The 16978-nt window shown below is 72.0% G+C and carries 12 protein-coding genes; 3 read left to right on the top strand and 9 right to left on the bottom strand.

All coding sequences use genetic code 11. The features are described 5' to 3' along the window. Positions 1-80: 80 nt before the first annotated feature. From ACFPIH_RS11385 to ACFPIH_RS11370, 4 genes are all read right to left on the bottom strand, one after another. A complete protein-coding gene (locus tag ACFPIH_RS11385; RefSeq protein WP_381173959.1) occupies positions 81-2570 on the bottom strand; it encodes an ATP-binding cassette domain-containing protein in 2490 nt (829 codons plus the stop codon). A gap of 64 nt (positions 2571-2634) precedes the next feature. Next, positions 2635-3393 carry an NUDIX hydrolase gene (locus ACFPIH_RS11380; RefSeq protein WP_381173957.1) on the bottom strand — a complete coding sequence of 253 codons (759 nt, stop codon included), beginning with the start codon at positions 3391-3393 and terminating at the stop codon, positions 2635-2637. A gap of 150 nt (positions 3394-3543) precedes the next feature. Continuing rightward, complete coding sequence (locus ACFPIH_RS11375; RefSeq protein ID WP_381174282.1) at positions 3544-5463, bottom strand: glycogen debranching N-terminal domain-containing protein; 1920 nt, start codon at positions 5461-5463, stop codon at positions 3544-3546. A 344-nt stretch (positions 5464-5807) separates the two neighbouring features. Further along, positions 5808-7349, bottom strand: a complete 1542-nt coding sequence (locus tag ACFPIH_RS11370; RefSeq protein ID WP_381173955.1) for a DUF4192 domain-containing protein — start codon at positions 7347-7349, stop codon at positions 5808-5810. Between the two features lie 131 nt (positions 7350-7480). Here ACFPIH_RS11370 and ACFPIH_RS11365 point away from each other — a divergent pair, with 131 nt between their 5' ends. Both ACFPIH_RS11365 and ACFPIH_RS11360 read left to right on the top strand, forming a co-directional pair. Beyond that, positions 7481-9646: a RecQ family ATP-dependent DNA helicase gene (locus tag ACFPIH_RS11365; protein ID WP_381173953.1), complete on the top strand. Its 2166-nt coding sequence runs from the start codon at positions 7481-7483 to the stop codon at positions 9644-9646. Between the two features lie 329 nt (positions 9647-9975). Continuing rightward, entirely contained in the window at positions 9976-10596 is a 621-nt protein-coding gene (locus tag ACFPIH_RS11360; protein ID WP_381173951.1) for a hypothetical protein, read from the top strand. A 444-nt stretch (positions 10597-11040) separates the two neighbouring features. Here the strand turns inward: ACFPIH_RS11360 and ACFPIH_RS11355 are convergent, their stop codons facing one another. The 3 genes from ACFPIH_RS11355 to ACFPIH_RS11345 all read right to left on the bottom strand — a co-directional run bounded on the left by ACFPIH_RS11355 (position 11041) and on the right by ACFPIH_RS11345 (position 13182). Beyond that, positions 11041-11673, bottom strand: a complete 633-nt coding sequence (locus ACFPIH_RS11355; protein WP_381173949.1) for a hypothetical protein — start codon at positions 11671-11673, stop codon at positions 11041-11043. Between the two features lie 68 nt (positions 11674-11741). After that, positions 11742-12443: a ribonuclease HII gene (locus ACFPIH_RS11350; RefSeq protein WP_381173947.1), complete on the bottom strand. Its 702-nt coding sequence runs from the start codon at positions 12441-12443 to the stop codon at positions 11742-11744. Positions 12444-12558: 115 nt separating this feature from the next. Beyond that, positions 12559-13182, bottom strand: coding sequence for a TetR/AcrR family transcriptional regulator (locus tag ACFPIH_RS11345; RefSeq protein ID WP_381173945.1), 624 nt, complete (start codon positions 13180-13182; stop codon positions 12559-12561). 186 nt (positions 13183-13368) lie between these two features. Here ACFPIH_RS11345 and ACFPIH_RS11340 point away from each other — a divergent pair, with 186 nt between their 5' ends. After that, positions 13369-14916: an MFS transporter gene (locus ACFPIH_RS11340; RefSeq protein WP_381173943.1), complete on the top strand. Its 1548-nt coding sequence runs from the start codon at positions 13369-13371 to the stop codon at positions 14914-14916. Between the two features lie 315 nt (positions 14917-15231). Here the strand turns inward: ACFPIH_RS11340 and ACFPIH_RS11335 are convergent, their stop codons facing one another. Together ACFPIH_RS11335 and ACFPIH_RS11330 are read right to left on the bottom strand one after the other, a co-directional pair. After that, positions 15232-16137: an ADP-ribosylglycohydrolase family protein gene (locus ACFPIH_RS11335; protein WP_381173941.1), complete on the bottom strand. Its 906-nt coding sequence runs from the start codon at positions 16135-16137 to the stop codon at positions 15232-15234. Positions 16138-16247: 110 nt separating this feature from the next. After that, the gene (locus ACFPIH_RS11330) at positions 16248-16907 is read right to left on the bottom strand and encodes a histidine phosphatase family protein (protein ID WP_381173939.1); all 660 of its coding nucleotides are present in this window, start codon (positions 16905-16907) and stop codon (positions 16248-16250) included. Between the last annotated feature and the right edge of the window lie 71 nt (positions 16908-16978).

Raw genomic sequence — 16978 nt, 5'->3', positions numbered from 1 at the left:
AATTGACGCCTTATCGGAAAGAAACGGGCTTTCTCCGGGGAGTTGCGCACACTGTGGGACAGGATGGGCGCGGACGATCGTCATCGAACCCTGCTCCGCAGGGTCGTGAGCAGATACGTGCACAGGAGAGCCGCCAACGACAACGCCAGTGCCCCGCCCACGGGTTGGGCGATCACCCGGACCGCCGCGAACAGATAGCGCTCTCCCCCGAAGGGCCACTGGACGAGGAGCACCTCACGCAGTCGCATCGAGAAGCCGGCGGCGGTCCGCACGGAAGCGCTCTCCGTGGCCCACTGCGCAAGGGGTACGACGACGACCGGTACGGCGACCACGGCCGCCAGCCCGGCGGTGGTCGACCGGAACACCCCCGCGGCCAGGACACCGGCCCAGGAACAGCCGACGACGAGCCCGAGCCAGCTCGCGCTCAGTCCCGGCCAGTCCGCGGGAACTTGCGCGAGCTCGCTTCCGTAGAGGAGATAGAGCACTTCGGCGTTGCAGCCCACGGTGAGGAAGGCCAGCAACGCCCCGGTGAGCCCTGCGACGAGGAGCTTGGCGGTGAGCAGCCCCAGCCTGCGGGGCACGGTGCCACGGTCGGCCGCCAGCGCGGGGTGGCGGAACTCGTCCCCGAAAGCCAGCGCGCCGAGCAGTCCCGCACCGAGCGCCGTCGGCGGCAGCGGCAGCTCTCCGGGCCAGCCCGCCAGCAACCGCGCCTGCGGGGTGTGTCCGATCCGAGCCAGGAATACGGCGGTGAGGGCGGAGGTGAGCAGTACGGCGGCGGCGGTGAGGAAGCCGGTGCCGATACCGGCGGCGCGGCGGAGTTCGTAGCGGAGGGGGCGGAGCGGGCTGGGGGCGGAGCGGACAGAGATGGGGGGTGGCAGCGCGGACAGGGCGGACAGGGTGTCGGAGCTGCGGGGCACGGCGGGACGGCGGGGTGGCGGGGCGGAGGAGCCGACGGGTGCGGTGACCGGCCCGGGAAGGAGAAGTCTCTCGGCCGGGAGCAGTTCTCCGGTGGACGGCGAGGGTACGGTGAGGGGCTCGTCGACGACGGTGGCGGGCTCCGGGGCGGATGACTGGCCGTCCGAGGCGTCGGGGTCGGCGTCGGGGTCGGCCGTAGTCGCGGCGAGTTCGGGGCCGGGCTCGTGGTCGGAGACTGACGCGGCGTCCGGGGCCGACGCGTTGTCCGAGGTGAGTGCGGCTGCTGAGGCCGTGCCCGAGTCGGAGTACGAGGTGTCATCGGCGGTGGGTGCTTCCTCAGGGGGGCACGCGCCCTCGGGGCAAACGGCCTCAGAGGAGCACGCGCCTCCAGAAGGACACTTCCTCTCGGCGAGGTACGGGCTCTCGGCGGAGGACGCGTTCTCGCAAGGAGCCGCGCCGCCGGAGGGCGGCACGCCGTCGGAGGAATCGGAGCCGTCGCAGGAAGCGGGCCCGTCGGGTGGGGCCGGCTCGGTCGCCGGGCGAGGCACGGCAAACGAGCGCGGCACGACTGACGGCTGGGCTTTCGGGTCGGCCGAAGGCCCACCCCGAGCATCGCGCTCCGCCCGCACCCCCTCGACACCCTCCCCCGGCTCGCTGCTCGGCGCCGGGATGGCAACCGATGCGCCGCCCACCTCGACCGAATCGGCCGACACTCCTGGTGGACGCTCAGGCGTCGCCCCCTGCGCCCCGGCGCCCACTCCGGCTTCCGCCCCCGCTCCCGCCCCCATGTCCCCCGTCTCGTCGGCGAGTTGGTGGATGAGGATGCCGTTCCGGAACGCCACCTCGCCAACGTCGGCGCACGTACTGCCGTACACGGAGAGCCGGTTGCCGTCCTCCTGGACGACCTCGACGGAGCGCTGTCCGGTGCGGGCCTCCCTCGCGAGGAAGGCGGCCAGGCGGGCGGCGTAGGGGCTGCGGACGGCGACCCGGGGGCGCAGCCGGGTGCGGGCGAAGTCGGCGGCCTCCTGGTCGGCGACCAGTCTGCCCCGCTCCAGGGTGACGACCCGGTCGCCGATGAGGGCGGCCTCCTTGGGGTCGGCCGTGGTGGTCAGGACCGTCCCGCCATGGGCTGCGTGCGCGCGCAGCATGCCGTGCAGCCAACGGTTTTCACGGCCGGAGAGATCCTGGCCGGGGTCGTCGAGGACGAGGGTGTGCGGGTCCGCGAGGAGGGCGCAGGCGAGGCCGAGCCGGCGGTCCATGCCGCGGGAGAGGGTGCCGAGGCGTTCGTCCCGCAGGCTGATCAGGCCGACCACCTCAAGGACTTCGTCGGCCCGTCGCACAGGGACGCCGGCAGCGGCGCACAGCATGCGCAGATGGCCGCGGACGGTGCGGGCCGGGTGCCCCGGCACATCGCCGAGGAGGACGCCGACCTCGCGCGAGGGGTGGGCAATGCGGTGCAGGGGGCGGCCTCTGAAGTAGGTGAGACCACGGCCCTGTTGGAGTTCGAGCATGAGTCGCAGCGCCGTGCTCTTGCCCGCGCCCGGCGCTCCGAGCAGCACGGTGACGCGGCCCGCGCGCGCCTCGAAGGAGATGTCGTCGACGGCGGGCGGATGCTCCTTGCGGGAGTCGCTGGTCAGTCCGAAGGCCTGGATCACCTAGAGCAAGATACGCCCTATGTCCGGTTTTTCCGGTTACAGCACGGCCGTTCGTCGTCGGGCGTCACACCTCGGGCCGCAGCATCGGCGGGTTGAGCAGGGTCGCGCCGCCGGCCCGGAAGAGCTGGGCCGGACGGCCGCCCTGACGTGTGGTGGTGCCCCCGGTGGGGACCAGGAAACCGGGGGTTCCGGTGACCTTGCGGTGGAAGTTGCGGGGGTCGAGTGCCACGCCCCAGACCGCCTCGTAGACGCGGCGCAGTTCACCGACCGTGAACTCGGTGGGGCAGAACGCGGTCGCCAGCGACGAGTACTCGATCTTGGAGCGGGCGCGTTCCACTCCGTCCGCCAGGATCTGGGCATGGTCGAAGGCGAGCGGCGCGACGGGTTCGCCGTCCCGGCCGTAGCCGCCGTGCTGGAGCAGTTCCTCGACCGGCGCCCAGCGCGCGTTGCTCGCGTCCCCGCCAGCTCGTGGCGCGGGCAGGTCCGGGGCGAGGGCGAGATGGGCGACACTGACGACCCGCATCCGGGGGTCCCGCTTGGGGTCGCCGTACGTGGCGAGCTGTTCCAGATGGGCGCCGTTGTCCTGGGCCGGAGCGGCGGGGTCGTGTGCGCGCAGTCCGGTTTCCTCGGCCAGTTCCCGCGCCGCGGCCTGGGAGAGGTCCTCGTCGGCCCGTACGAAGCCACCCGGCAGTGCCCATCTCCCCTGGAACGGTGCCTCTCCCCGGCGCACCGCCAACGCGCACAGGGCATGGCGGCGCACGGTCAGCACGACCAGGTCCACGGTGACGGCGAAGGGCGGAAAGGCTGACGGGTCGTAGGGCATGCGGTGATCATAGTCGTCTTCCTGACGATAAACACACCCTTCGTCGACCGCCCGATGGCTGATCCACTTCGGTCGGGCGCGGTCGTCACCGGTCCCTCCCGGCTCCCGTCCGGTTCCGCGTCGTACGAGGTCACACCCCTGATGGCCAGGTCACACCCCCAGCTGCAGTCCGTCGACCGCTTCCTCGACCATGGCGAGTCCGAGGCGGCTGACCCGTACGGAGAACGGGCCTCCGGCGACCCGCAGTCCGGTCAGCCCGATCTCGCCCAGGGGTGCGCTGTGCGGCGGGCGCAGGGTCACCGTCCGGGCCGGTGCGTCGGGCCGGATGCCGGCGAGGGCGGTGAGCATCAGGACCCCGGCGGCTGCCGCGGTGGCGGCAGGGCGGCAGGCGGCGGGATGGGGCAGGGGTGCGCTTCCCTCCGTGCGCTGGGCCCCGGCGTACATCTCCGGCAGTCGATGGGCGAAGGCCTCGGAGGCCGCCAGCGCGCCGCGCAGCAGCGCACCGGCCTCCTTCTCGTAACCCGCGGCCGTCAGACCGGCGACAGCGATCGCCGTCTCGTGCACCCGTACGGCACCGCTGCGATGGCCGAAGGGGTTGTAGCCCGCCTCATTGGTGCCCAGGCCCCGCAGTCCCCAGCCGGAATCCAGGACCGGGCTGCCGAGCAGCCTGGCCAGGTTCTCGGTCTGCACCTTGTCGAGCAGACCGGCTGCCTGGGCCCCACCGCCCAGCAGGCCGGTGTCGAGGAGGTGGACCGCCGTCGCCCCGAGATGGGGCACCTGCCGTCCGTCCCGGGCGAGTGCGGCGGCCGGTCTGCCGCCGCCCCGGTCGTCGATCCAGAAGTCCCGCCGGAAGACGGCCTGCAGCGCCCGCGCCCACTCCCGCAGCCCGTCACCGCCCGGTCGGCCGCAGGCATCGAGCAGATCGGCGCCGAGGAGAGCCGCGCGGTGGGCGTGGGCCTGGGTCTCGCAACGGACGGGCCCGCCCGGCTGGGGGTCGCGCAGGTAGGACCCCTCGCCCACCGCGGCCCGCAGCCAGGTCAGACAGCGCTCGGCCGTCGGCAGCAGTTCCTCCGTCTCCTGCTCGGGCAGCCCCCAGCGGCGCGCCTCGGCGAGGAGCACCGGGAAGAGCAGGGTGGCCTCCGTGCCCGTACAGCCCGGCGGCAGGTGGGAGCCCGCGTCGCGCCGTGGACCGGGGATCATGCCGCAGCGCGGCCCTCGGGCCGTGGCCTGGGTACGGGCCAGGGTGCGCAGCGTGCCCGCGGCGAGTCTTGTGCCGAGGGGCAGGACCATACGAGCCGCCGCGAGCGCCTCTGCCGGGGCGAGGCCGCAGCGCCACGGTGCCCCGGCCGCGAGGTGGAGGTCCGTGGGGTGGGCGGGGTCGCGCACCAGCAGTGCCTGGAGATCCTCGACGCAGGTGGCCAGGAGCGCCCCGACACGCGGGTCGTCCCCGGTCGCCCGCGCGGGGGCCAACGGGCTCGTGGCCGCGCGGCCGACGGCCCGCACCGGGCTAGCGCCCTCCAGGCGGACCCTCAGTTCCACGGCGACGCTGCCGCCGGGTGGCAGGTCGACGTCCCAGCGCAGCAGTCCTGCGGAGGCGATCGCGTCGGCGGGCGGCGGATCGGCGATGACGCTCGCGGTCCCCGCCGGGCAGGACCAGCGCAGACCGGAGGCGTGGACACTGGCCGGCAGTTCGGGCCCCACGACCCCGGAGGCGATGGCCCCGAGGTCGGCCAGGTCCGTGCCGAGACTGATCTCGACCGGTACGCGCAGCGGGCGGGGAGCGGAGCTGTGCAGGGTGATCCGCTCCGTGCCGTCCGCACCTCGGGTCCGCTCGACGACGACCTCGGGGTCCGGGCCTCCGTGCGGGGTGACGCGCAGGGTGCCGGTGAAGCGTGCCCGGTCGGACGTCGTCATCCGCGCCTGCACCGCCAGCGGTTCGCGGCCGGCCACACGCACCTGGCAGCGTGACAGGATGCGCCGACCCGCCCGGTAGAAGCCCTCGAGGCCGCGCCCCGTCAGCTGACCCTGGTCGGTGGAGATGGCCAGGCCGGGCAGGGCGACGCAGATCATCGCCGTGTGGGTGGGCGGCAGGCCGCCCGAGCTGCGCGGCGCCGGGGGTGAGGTCTGCGGCGGGCGGCGGGCCGTACCGGTGGGCACCGGCGTGCCACGGCCGGAGCGTTCGTCGGTGGCTGAGGGCGGAGTCGGCTGGTGCATGCGGTGACTTCTTCTGCTCTCTGTACGCCTCGGACGGGGTCGAGGCCGGGTGAGGGGCTCCGGCGGCGCGGGTCCGCTGTTGCGGTACGACTCCTGCGGGCGTTCCGCCACTCAGGTGAACGGGGTGGGACTCCCCCAGGTCACGCCCTTGCCGGCGCGCCCCACCGAATGGCGGCGGGGCGTCGTCCGTGACCCCACCCCTATGGGCGCTCACCGCTTGCCCTTGGGGTCGTCTCGGTGTCGTCTCCTTCGCGCCGCACTCCTTCGGGGCGGCCTCCTCGCCGCCGCGCCGAGGTTTTCCCCGGCGTACGCGGGCGTGATCCGCCGCGGCTCGCGGGAGCGGGGCGTGTGCTGGGCGCCGACGGTGCGTGGGGACGGCCGGGCCGCCCGCCGAGGGCCGGGGCGTGCGCGGGCGCGGGCGCGGCTTCCGCATCTGCCGCGTTCCTGCGTGCCTCGCGTCCTTCCCGCTCTGAGCGCAGACAGCGTCGTACGGATTCGGGGTCGAGGCCCTCGTTGCAGGCCTGGTGCAGCAGGCGGGCGAAGAGGTAGTCGGGGTCGGCGCCCAGCGCCATGGCAAGGGCCTCCCTGGCCTCCAGTTCGTCGCCGCCGGACCAGGCGACCCAGCCGGCCAGGGTGAGGGGCGCCGCGGCGTGTTCACCGTAGGGACCCACGCAGCGCCGGGACAGCGCGCGCCAGAGGCGCAGGGCGGGCGCCGCGTCGTCGCCCTCCATCCACTCCGCCGCGCGGTCGCGTGTCACGCGGTCCTGGACGCCGAGGATCAGGGCGGCGGCTTCGTCGCAGCCGAGCAGTTCGTCGTCCCTGCGGTCCGCGATGGCGGTGCCGGATACGACCCGTGCCTCGGCGAAGCGCCGCATGACGACCGCGGCCAGTGCCACCGTCTCGTCGGCGACCGCCGCGCGGCCCGTGTCCTCGACGATCCTCGGGACGAGCGCCATGCTGGCGGTGTCCAGGGCGACTTCCTGTTCGAAGACGACACCAGTCTCCAGAGGTTGCAGCCGGGCCCGCAGCTCGCGCAGGGTGCCCCGCACCTGGATCCCTGCGTAGGTCGCGGCAGCGGCCAGCACGGAGGTACCGGGCAGGCCCATCGAGGTCCCCTCGACCGGACAGCAGCCCGTACGCGCGCAGCAGTACGACCAGAAGCGTCCGTCGGAAATGCACAGCGCCTCGATCACCGGGACTTCGAGCTTCCCGCACGCGGCGCGCAGGTGGTGGGCCAAGGGCTGGAGCCGTTCCATGACCTGGCTGCCGGTCTCGCCGCTCGCCGGGTCCTGGCAGAGATAGGCGACCATCCGCTCGGGGCGGGCGCCACGGCGTTCGCTGCCCTTCACCAGACCTTCCGCGAGTTGCCTGGCGACGGCGGGCCAGTCGTCCGGGTTCGCCGGAATGCCGAGCCGTGCGCGGCCTCCGAACCGGCCGCGCCCGCCCCGATCGCTCAGGGCGACCAGGACGATGCTGTCCTCCGGCCGGTATCCGAGCAGGTAGGGCAGGGCGTCGGCGAGCTCGCTCGGGGTGCGCAGGGTGACCTGGTGGGCGGTGGGGTCTCCGCCGTACGTCGTGCTCGCGTCGTAGGCGGTGTGGCTGACGTATGCCGTGGGGTCGCAGGGGGAGGACGGGTCGCCGTGTGTGGGCCGGTGGTCGGAGGAGGCGGGGCCGTCGAGCCCGTTCCGTCCGGTGATGTCGCCGTTTTCGGAGGAGCCGGTCGTTTCGCTGTGATTCGTCATGCGCCGACGATCTCGCGGATCGCCAGCTTCCGCTTGACCCTGTGGATAACTCAAGTCAGGGCCATGCCATTCGGGTCGAATCGTGCACAGGTCGGGCGCGCACTGTCAGCGGCGTCCTGTTGTATGGAGGCATGGACCACACGATCAACGCGGAACTCCGGGCGGACGCCGACGCCGTCCTCGCCCGTCTCGTCGGCGACGCCACCGGCGCGGCCCGGCTGCGCGAGGACCAGTGGCGGGCCATCGAGGCACTGGTCGCCGAGCGGCGTCGGGCGCTGGTCGTGCAGCGCACGGGGTGGGGCAAGTCCGCGGTGTACTTCGTCGCGACCGCGTTGCTCCGGGCCCGTGGCTCGGGTCCCACCGTGATCGTCTCCCCTCTGCTCGCCCTGATGCGCAACCAGGTCGACGCCGCGGCCCGGGCCGGTATCCGCGCCCGGACCATCAACTCCTCGAACACCGAGGAGTGGGAGACCGTCCAGGACGAGATCGCCGCGGGCACGGTCGATGTCCTGCTGGTCAGCCCCGAGCGGCTCAACAACCCCGACTTCCGCGATCAGGTGCTGCCCGCACTGGCCGCGGCGACCGGGCTGCTCGTGGTCGACGAAGCGCACTGCATCTCCGACTGGGGCCATGACTTCCGCCCCGACTACCGCCGCCTGCGGACCATGCTCACCGACCTTCCGCCGGGCGTTCCCGTGCTCGCGACGACCGCGACGGCCAACGCGCGCGTGACCGCCGACGTCGCCGAACAGCTCGGCACGGGCGGCACGTCGGACGCCTTGGTGCTGCGGGGCCCCCTGGACCGGGAGAGCCTCAGCCTGAACGTGCTGCGGCTGCCCGACGCGGCGCACCGGATGGCCTGGCTCGCCGACCACCTCGACGATCTGCCGGGCTCGGGAATCGTCTATACGCTCACCGTGGCCGCCGCCGAAGAGGTCACCGCCTTCCTCAGGCAGCGCGGGCACGTCGTCGTCTCGTACACGGGCCGGACGGAGAACGCCGACCGGCAGCAGGCCGAGGAGGACCTGCTGGCCAACAAGGTCAAGGCGCTGGTCGCCACGTCCGCCCTGGGCATGGGTTTCGACAAGCCCGACCTCGGTTTCGTCGTGCACCTCGGTTCGCCCTCCTCCCCCATCGCGTACTACCAGCAGGTGGGCCGCGCCGGCCGCGGAGTCGAGCACGCGGAGGTGCTCCTGCTGCCGGGCAGGGAGGACGAGGCGATCTGGGAGTACTTCGCGTCGCTAGCCTTCCCCTCCGAAGACCTGGTGCGCCGCACTCTCGACGTCCTCGCCCGCGCGCAGAAGCCCATGTCGCTGCCCGCACTTGAGCCATTGGTCGAACTGCGGCGCTCCCGGCTGGAGGTCATGCTCAAGGTTCTCGACGTGGACGGAGCGGTGCACCGGGTCAAGGGCGGCTGGACCGCGACCGGCCGCCCGTGGACGTACGACACCGAGCGGTACGACTGGGTGGCACGCCAGCGCAGGGCCGAGCAGGAGGCGATGCGGGAGTACGCGTCGACGAAGGACTGCCGGATGGAGTTCCTGCAGCGCCAGCTCGACGACGAGGGCGCCAAGCCGTGCGGACGGTGCGACAACTGCGCGGCGCCTCGCCATGCCGTCGAGACGTCGACCGCGGCGCTGGACGCCGCGCGCGTGGATCTGGGCCGCGCGGGGGTCGAGGTGGAGCCGCGCCGGATGTGGCCGACCGGGCTCCCGGCGATCGGCATGGAGCTCAAGGGGCGCATCCCTGCGGGTGAACAGGCAGCTCCCGGACGGGCCTTGGGACGGCTCTCGGACATCGGCTGGGGCAATCGGCTCCGGCCGCTGCTGGCCGCCCAGGCATCCGACGGTTCGGTACCTGACGACGTGGCCGGGGCCGTCGTGGGTGTGCTGACCGACTGGGCGAAGGGACCCGGCGGCTGGGCCTCGGGGGCAACCGACTCCCAGCCGCGCCCGGTCGGCGTGGTCACCATCGCCTCCAGCAGGCGACCGCGGCTGATCCACTCGTTGGGCACCCGCATCGCCGAGATCGGACGACTGCCCTTGCTGGGGACGGTGGAGTACGCCGCCGACGCCTCGCCGGTCTCCCGGAGCAACAGCGCCCAGCGGCTCAAGGCGCTCGACGGCCTGCTGGAGGTGCCGCCCGCGCTCGCCGCCGCGCTCGCCAAGGCCCGCGGGCCGGTGCTCCTGGTCGACGACTTCACCGAGACGGGATGGACCCTCGCGGTCGCGGCCCGGATGCTCCGACGCGCGGGCGCCCAAGGAGTGTTGCCTCTGGTCCTGGCCGTGCAGGGCTGACCGGGCGCGCGCGTACCGGCCACCGGCCTCCGTGTGCACCAATGCGACATCCGCGCCCCTTGGCACGAAATCCTTACCCAGGGGTCTGGAAGCGAGGTGTACGTCCGCCCCACGCGTCCGCCGCCGCTTCACTGGGTAGAGATATATGCCACACACCGCCATATAACGGTCGGTGGCCCCAATTGCTCGTTGCCGCATCCCAGTTCGACAGGAAGAATTGAGTTCCGCTCCCCGCACGGCTGGCCCGAGGTCCGGTTGGGCTTTGCTGCGGCGTGCGCTCCCCCGAATCCGACCCGCCCGCAAAGTGGGCCGTAGCCGAAGGGAGGATCGTGACCTTCGGATTCGCTCCGTCTTCGGCAGCATCGTTGTCGTCGTCCACGTCCGCCGCCTCCGCCCATCGCATGCTCGAGCCCGCGGAGTGGACCGCGGCCGGCATCCCACTGCTGCGCAACCCGCGCGAGGTCGTCAGCGGGCTGCACTCACGGCACCGGCCCCGCCCGGCCACCGCGATCGTCGCGGTGCTCGACACGGAGGAACGGGTGCGGGCCAGCGCTTCGTTCACCCGGCGCCCGGCACCGGCGGACGGCTGGATGTTCCGTAACGCGCTGCTCGCCCAGCTGCGCCGGATCATCCCGCACGACCTGCGGCGCCGCACACCGGTGCGCACCGCGGTGCTGCTGTATTGCCGTGAGGGCGACGCGCGCTGGACCGAGGAGGACGGGGCGTGGATGTGGGGCCTGCGTGACGCCTGCACGCTGCACGGGCTGCGCTGCGGGGCGTACATCACGCTGACCAAGGACGGCTGGCAGGTCCTGGGCGAGGGACGCGGCGGCCGTCGCCCCCACACGGATTCCACTCCGGAACCCTTCGGTCTGTCGGAGGCACCGCCCCCGCTGCCGCGGACCGGGGGTGCCGTGTCGGAGGTCCTGCGCCGCGCCGCCGCCCGCTGAGCCCTCCCGGCGGCCCGTCGCGAGTTTCACGCGCGCCCGGCCCCGGACGGGGAACCCCAGGCGGGCGCGCCTCGTCACCCGGTATCTGAGTGCTGGTCCGCGACAACTCGCAAGGCGGGAGTGCGGCAGCGGGGCACGGCCTTGCGGGCGCGCCGAGAGGCACGGCGCTCACGGCCGACCGGAATGCGCACCGCGCAACGCCCAGCCGAAGGTCGCACCACGCATGTCACGACGGAGGAGCGGCCGAAGCCCGGCGACGCCGGTCCCCGCACACTCCGTCGGCTCGCTCGTAGGCACTCGGCGCCCCGCAGGCCCGAGTTCCCCTTCCGGGCGCACCGAACTGAGCGCGCCGGGACCTCCGTCTTCCGTGCACGCGAAAGCGACCGTGGAGGTGCCGCACCAGCGACGCCTCCCCGGGCTCGGCTCCCGGCTACCGGAGCCGGCTCAAACGCCCGTACCCAGCGCCGCGTTGATCTGCTGCGGCTCGCCGCAGACGATCAGCAGGGTGCCGGCCCGGGCACGGGCCAGAGGCAGGGCGGTGGCGGTGCCGTCACCGCCGTTGACGGCGACCACGACGACGGGGCGCACGGCCGCTCGGCCCGCAGCGCCGGCATCGGCGTAGAAGACGTCGTCCCCGGCGTCGTGCTGCGCCCAATAGGACGCCTCACCGAAGGACAGTTCGTGGACGGCCCAGGGGTGCTGTTCGCCGGTGGTGATCACCAGCACCTCGCCCGGGGCGCGCCCCGAGTCGAGAAGCAGGTCCACGGCCTCCTCGGCGGCGTCCAGTGCGCCCTCGGCCGAGGCCGGGATCAACTGGACCTGGGGCGTCGCCGGGGCGGGCGCGGCAGGGGCAGGGGTGGCCGGGGCCGAGGCCTCGGGCTTGGGGGCGACGTCACGCGGGGTGCGTTGCACCGGCGGCGTGGGCCGGAGGGGGCCAGGACGACCGGGACGCGACGGAGCCGCGGGACGGGGTCCGGGTACGGGTCGAGGGGTCGGCGCTGTACGGCCACTGGCCGGAGTGGCGCGGGGACCCTGGGCACTCTCGTGAATCTGAGGCTCCTCGGGAATGAGAGGCATGGGCTGATATCTATCAAACGTTGGTGCGGCTCGCGCCAGCGGGTGGCACATCAGTGCGAGCGGAATCGTCAGAAGTCGAAGCCGAGCTGACCCTCGATCTCCGGAACGCGTCCGTCCGCCCAACTGCGGGTTTTCTTGAGGTGCCGCCACTGGGGCAGCGCATCAAGATACGCCCACGACAACCGGTGGTGCGGGGTGGGACCCCGCTCCTCCAGTGCGGCCTTGTGCACGGGCGACGGATACCCGGCATTGTCCGCAAAACCGAAGTGTGCATGCTCGGCACCCAGTTCGGCCATCATTTTGTCGCGCCGAACTTTGGCGATCACCGAAGCCGCCGCGACCGACACACACGACTGGTCACCCTTGATCACCGTGCGGACCTGCCACGGGTTTCCGAGGTAGTCGTGCTTCCCGTCGAGGATCACCGCATCGGGGCGGACCGGAAGCGCCTCCAGCGCCCGCCCTGCGGCGAGCCGGAGTGCCGCGGTCATCCCCAGATCGTCGATCTCCTCGGGAGAGGCGTGGCCCAGGGCGTACGACGTCACCCACTTGTCCAGGGCCTCGGCAAGTTGGGTGCGCCGCTTGACGGTGAGCAGCTTGGAGTCGGTGAGACCGACGGGCGGTCGGCGCAGTCCGGTGACCGCCGCGCAGACGGTGACGGGTCCGGCCCACGCACCGCGGCCCACCTCGTCGATACCGGCAATGACCTTCGCTCCGGTCGTGGCGCGGAGGGAGCGCTCGACGGTGTGGGTGGGTGGTTCGTACGGCATGGCGTCCTAAGACTACGCCGCCGGAATCCCCTCGCGACACCCTGCCTCCCCGCGACCGCGCACCGGCCTCTGCCCGACCGCGCACGGACACCCGGCAGCCACATCGCGGCCACGGTCAGGACGCGTCGGGTCGCAGCAGCGGCAGCATGAACTGGTCGATCATTTCCTCGAGATCCCGATCGTGCCATTCGCTCCCGCACACCTTTGACCGGTACATCATCATGGCCGGCATGGCGTCGAAGACATAGCCGTTGGCCGCCTCGGGCCGCACCTCACCCCTCGCGATTCCCCGGCTGATGACCTCGTGAAGCAGCTCGACGGCAGGTTTCACCACCCCGTCCAGGATCAGGCCCTGAAAGCGCTCCGCCTGAAGCGCGTCGCACTCGTGAATGATCGAGCGCAGGGCGAACCCGGGGCGGGAGAACATCGCGTCACGTGCCGCCCGGCACAGCGCCACCAGGTCCTCCCGCACTCCCCCGAGGTCGGGTACCGCATCCAGGCTGGGCAGTCCGGCCCGCAGAGCGTCCGCCACCAGGTCCTCCTTGGACGGCCAGCGGCGGTACACGGCCGCCTTTCCGGTCTGGGCCCCGGCCGCGACGCCCTCCATCGTGAGGCCGTTCCAGCCGACGGTGCCCAACTGCTCCAGCGCGGCATCGAGGATGGCGCGTTCCAGCACGGCGCCGCGCCGGCGGGGGGAGGCCGTCCGAACGGGGGCGGCCGTCCAGCGCGAAGTAACCATTCGAGTGTCTCCAGCGAGCAGGCGGGGCGGGGATATTCGGGGAGCGGCACAGCACCGTGCGATGCCGGGGGGACGTGCCGCAGGGCGGAACGAAAAGTGAACGCTTGCGTTCACTACCGGGGACTCACTACCGTTGACGCAACAGTGAACGCGAGCGTTCACTAACACCTCCGTGGGGGACCCATAGTGACAACCTCTCAGTTGATCCAGGACCAGAAACCAGGTGCGGCCCGCCGGGAGGGGCATCCCGGCATCGCACTCACCGTCATCGCGGCCTGCCAACTCATGGTGGTACTCGACGCGACAATTGTGAACATCGCCCTCCCGCACATTCAAGACGCACTCAAGTTCAGCACCACCGACCTCACCTGGGTGGTCAGCGCCTACACGCTCACCTTCGGCGGTCTGCTCCTGCTCGGCGCCCGGGCCGGTGACATCCTCGGCCGACGCCGGGTGTTCGTCACCGGGATCCTGCTCTTCACCTTCGCCTCGCTGCTCGGCGGATTCGCCCAGGAGCCCTGGCAACTGCTGGCGGCCCGCGCCCTGCAGGGCATGGGAGGCGCCATAGCGTCGCCCACCGCGCTGGCACTCATCACCACCACGTTTCCCGAAGGCCCGGAGCGCAACCGGGCCTTCGGTGTCTTCGCCGCCGTCTCCGCGGGCGGCGGCGCCATCGGCCTGCTCGCGGGCGGCATGCTCACCGAGTGGCTCGACTGGCGCTGGGTCCTGTTCGTCAACGTACCCATCGGCATCCTCATCGCCGCCCTGGCGCCGCTGTACATCAACGAGTCCGAACGGCACCCGGGGCGCTTCGACTTCGCGGGCGCACTGACCTCGACGGCGGGCATGGCATCCCTGGTCTATGCCTTCATCCGGGCCGCGGAGGAGGGCTGGCGGAACAGCCTCACCCTCGGGGCGTTCGCCGCCGCGCTGGTCCTGCTGGTCGCCTTCGTGTACACGGAGAGGCGGGCCAAGGAACCGATCACCCCACTGAAGATGTTCACGGACCGGAACCGCTCCGGCACCTACGTGATCATGCTGAGCCTCGCCGCGGCGATGTTCGGGATGTTCTTCTACATCGTCCTCTTCGTGCAGAACGTGCTGGGCTACAGCCCCATCAAGGCCGGTCTCGCCTTCCTCCCGGTCACGGCGGCCATCGCGGTCGGCGCGGGCCTGTCGCAACGCTTCCTGCCCGTCCTGGGGCCCAAGCCGTTCATGCTCACGGGCGCCACACTCGTCCTGATCGGCCTCACCTGGCAGTCGTTCATCAGCCCCGAAAGCTCCTACGCGGGCGGCGTGCTCGGCCCGATGCTGGTATTCGGCTTCGGCATGGGGCTGAACTTCGTGACGGTGACGGTCACCGCGGTGGCCGGTGTCGCCCCGCACGAGGCAGGCGCCGCGTCGGGCCTGCTCAACGCCACGCAACAGGTGGGAGGTTCGCTCGGCCTGTCCATCCTCACCACCGTGTTCGGCACGGCCAGCAAGAACGAGGCGGAGAAGCAGTTGCCGGACTTCCTCGCCAACGGATCGGCGGAGCAGAAGGCCGAGTTCGCCAAGACGCACCAACTGCCGGCCCCCTGGGGGCACGAGGTCCTCGCCCAGGGGATCTCCACGGCCTTCGTGCCGGCCGCTGCGATCGCCGGAGTCGCCCTGGTGACCGCCTGGCTCGTGATCCGGGTCCGCAAGAGCGACCTGGAGGCCCTGGCCGGGACATCGGGCCCCATGGCGGGCTGACAGGCGCGGACGACGTACAGCGGCGTGCGGACGCCCGCTCCTCGCCCGAGGAGCGGGCGGCGAGAGCTCCGGCACGGCCCTCCGCACGCCGATCGCCCCGGCTCCTCCTGCCAGGAACAGCACGACCAAGGCGAACTCGACGAACCACACGACCATCACCCCCGCATCCCGCACGTCACATCCCAGTCACCGTCGGCACCCACCCGCACGTCGCGCAGCAGATGTCCCGACAACGCACGGATGGTTACGCAGAGTTCCCGGCGAACACGGTGAGTTTCCGTCGGGTGCGGGCCGGTCGCCAAGCAGACGGGGACGTCAGACGGACGCGGGCACCCACTCCGGCAGCGCCTCCGTCTGCTCCGCCCACGCCTCCGGCGGTGTCCCCGACCACCCTGCGGCGAGCACGCCTCCCACGATGGCGCAGGTGGTGTCGACATCGCCGCCGACCTGTGCGGTCGTCCAGAACGCCTGTTCGTAGTCGCCGAGGGCCCGAGCGGCCGACCAGAGCGCGAAGGGAACGGTGTCGTGGGCGGACGTACGCCGTCCGCAGCCGAGGACGGCCGCGACGGTGGCCGCGTCGGCGTAGTCGAGCATGTCCCGCGCGCGCCGCAGACCGGCGCCGACGGCGCTCTTCGGGACCAGGGCGACGACCCCGTCCAGAAGCTCGGCAGGAGTGGGAGGGCCGGCAGGAGCGCCGACCAGCGCGGCAGCGGCGGCCACGGCCATGGCACCGACCACCGCCTCCCGGTGCTGATGCGTGGGATAGGCGGAGATCTCCGCCTGGTGGGTCGCCTGTTCGGGGTCGTCCGCGTACCAGGCACCGAGGGGAGCGATCCGCATCGCGGCGCCGTTGCCCCAGGAGCCCTGGCCGTTGAACAGCGTGGCCGCGAGTTCACGCCAGTCCGCGCCTTCCCTGACCAGCCTCAGCAGCCGGTTGACCGCGGGGCCGTAGCCGCGGTCGAAGTCATGGCGCTGCGCGAACGAGCGGGCCAGGGCGTCCTGGTCGATGCGGTGGTGGGCGGCCAGGACCGCCACGACCGAGCAGGCCATCTCGGTGTCGTCGGTCCACTGCCAGGGGCCGGCCGGCAGTTCCCGGCGCATGAGCAGTGGATAGTTGGCCGGCACGAAGAACTGCGAGCCCAGCGCGTCTCCCACCGCGAGGCCTCGCAGGCTGATGAGGGCGCGTTCCAGGCGCCTGTCGGAAGAGAATTCAGAGGTCATCGACCGGCCACTCTAATCGGGTCCTCGCGGAACGGGCCCCGCTCGCGAGGAATGTCCACCACTACGCAGGCCTCCCGGCCTCCCCGCTGCCCGCTCAGGCCCATCAGGCGTCATCCGGTGATGCCGTACGGCTCCGGATCCCGCCAGCGGTCGAAGGGCCGGTCGAGCGTGTACTTGTCGTCGTCTCCCAGAACGAGCATGCGCATCTCGGCGTTCCCCGGATTGGACAGGGACTCGAAGTCGGCGACCGTCCAGTGGAACCAGCGCATGCAGAACAGCCGCATGGCAAGGCCATGGGTCACGATCAGCACGTTCGGCGGGTGGTCGGGGTCCTCGAAGCTGCGGAAGAGGCTCTCCAGGAAGCCGCCGACCCGGTCGTAGACATCGGCTCCGCTCTCGCCCTGGGCGAAGCGGTAGAAGAAGTGCCCATAGGCGTCCCGGTAGGCCTTCTGCAGCCTTACGTCGTCGCGGTCCTGCCAGTTCCCCCAGTCCTGCTCCCGCAGCCGGGGCTCCTCGCGCACTCTGATGCGGTCGGAATCCAGATGGAAGGCGCGGAGGGTCTCATGGGTGCGCCGGTAGGGGGAGACGTACACGCTGACCTGCTCGTGACCGAACACCTCCCGCAGCCGCTTGCCGGTCTCCTCGGCCTGCTGCCAGCCGCGCTCGGTGAGAGCGAGTGCGTGGTCGGGTTCACGCTCGTAGACGGTGTCATCAACATTGCCCGTTGACTCCCCGTGTCGGACAAGGACGATGCGCCGTGGTCGTGCCATGCCAAAACCCTAGATCGGGATGCGGCAGATCGAATACTCGTACGGCCTCCATACGGCGTAGGTCACACAAA

Origin of the sequence: Streptomyces vulcanius (genome assembly GCF_042653945.1) — a bacterium.
Lineage (GTDB): Bacteria > Actinomycetota > Actinomycetes > Streptomycetales > Streptomycetaceae > Streptomyces > Streptomyces mangrovi.
Note: the sequence above shows the minus strand (reverse complement) of the source record. Positions and strands in the feature narration are given on the sequence as shown.

Coding starts and splice junctions, on each gene's coding strand:
- ACFPIH_RS11380 (WP_381173957.1), bottom strand. CDS start 3,393: ATGCCCTACGACCCGTCAGCCTTTCCGCCCTTCGCCGTCACCGTGGAC.
- ACFPIH_RS11375 (WP_381174282.1), bottom strand. CDS start 5,463: ATGATCTGCGTCGCCCTGCCCGGCCTGGCCATCTCCACCGACCAGGGT.
- ACFPIH_RS11370 (WP_381173955.1), bottom strand. CDS start 7,349: ATGACGAATCACAGCGAAACGACCGGCTCCTCCGAAAACGGCGACATC.
- ACFPIH_RS11365 (WP_381173953.1), top strand. CDS start 7,481: ATGGACCACACGATCAACGCGGAACTCCGGGCGGACGCCGACGCCGTC.
- ACFPIH_RS11355 (WP_381173949.1), bottom strand. CDS start 11,673: ATGCCTCTCATTCCCGAGGAGCCTCAGATTCACGAGAGTGCCCAGGGT.
- ACFPIH_RS11350 (WP_381173947.1), bottom strand. CDS start 12,443: ATGCCGTACGAACCACCCACCCACACCGTCGAGCGCTCCCTCCGCGCC.
- ACFPIH_RS11345 (WP_381173945.1), bottom strand. CDS start 13,182: ATGGTTACTTCGCGCTGGACGGCCGCCCCCGTTCGGACGGCCTCCCCC.
- ACFPIH_RS11335 (WP_381173941.1), bottom strand. CDS start 16,137: ATGACCTCTGAATTCTCTTCCGACAGGCGCCTGGAACGCGCCCTCATC.
- ACFPIH_RS11330 (WP_381173939.1), bottom strand. CDS start 16,907: ATGGCACGACCACGGCGCATCGTCCTTGTCCGACACGGGGAGTCAACG.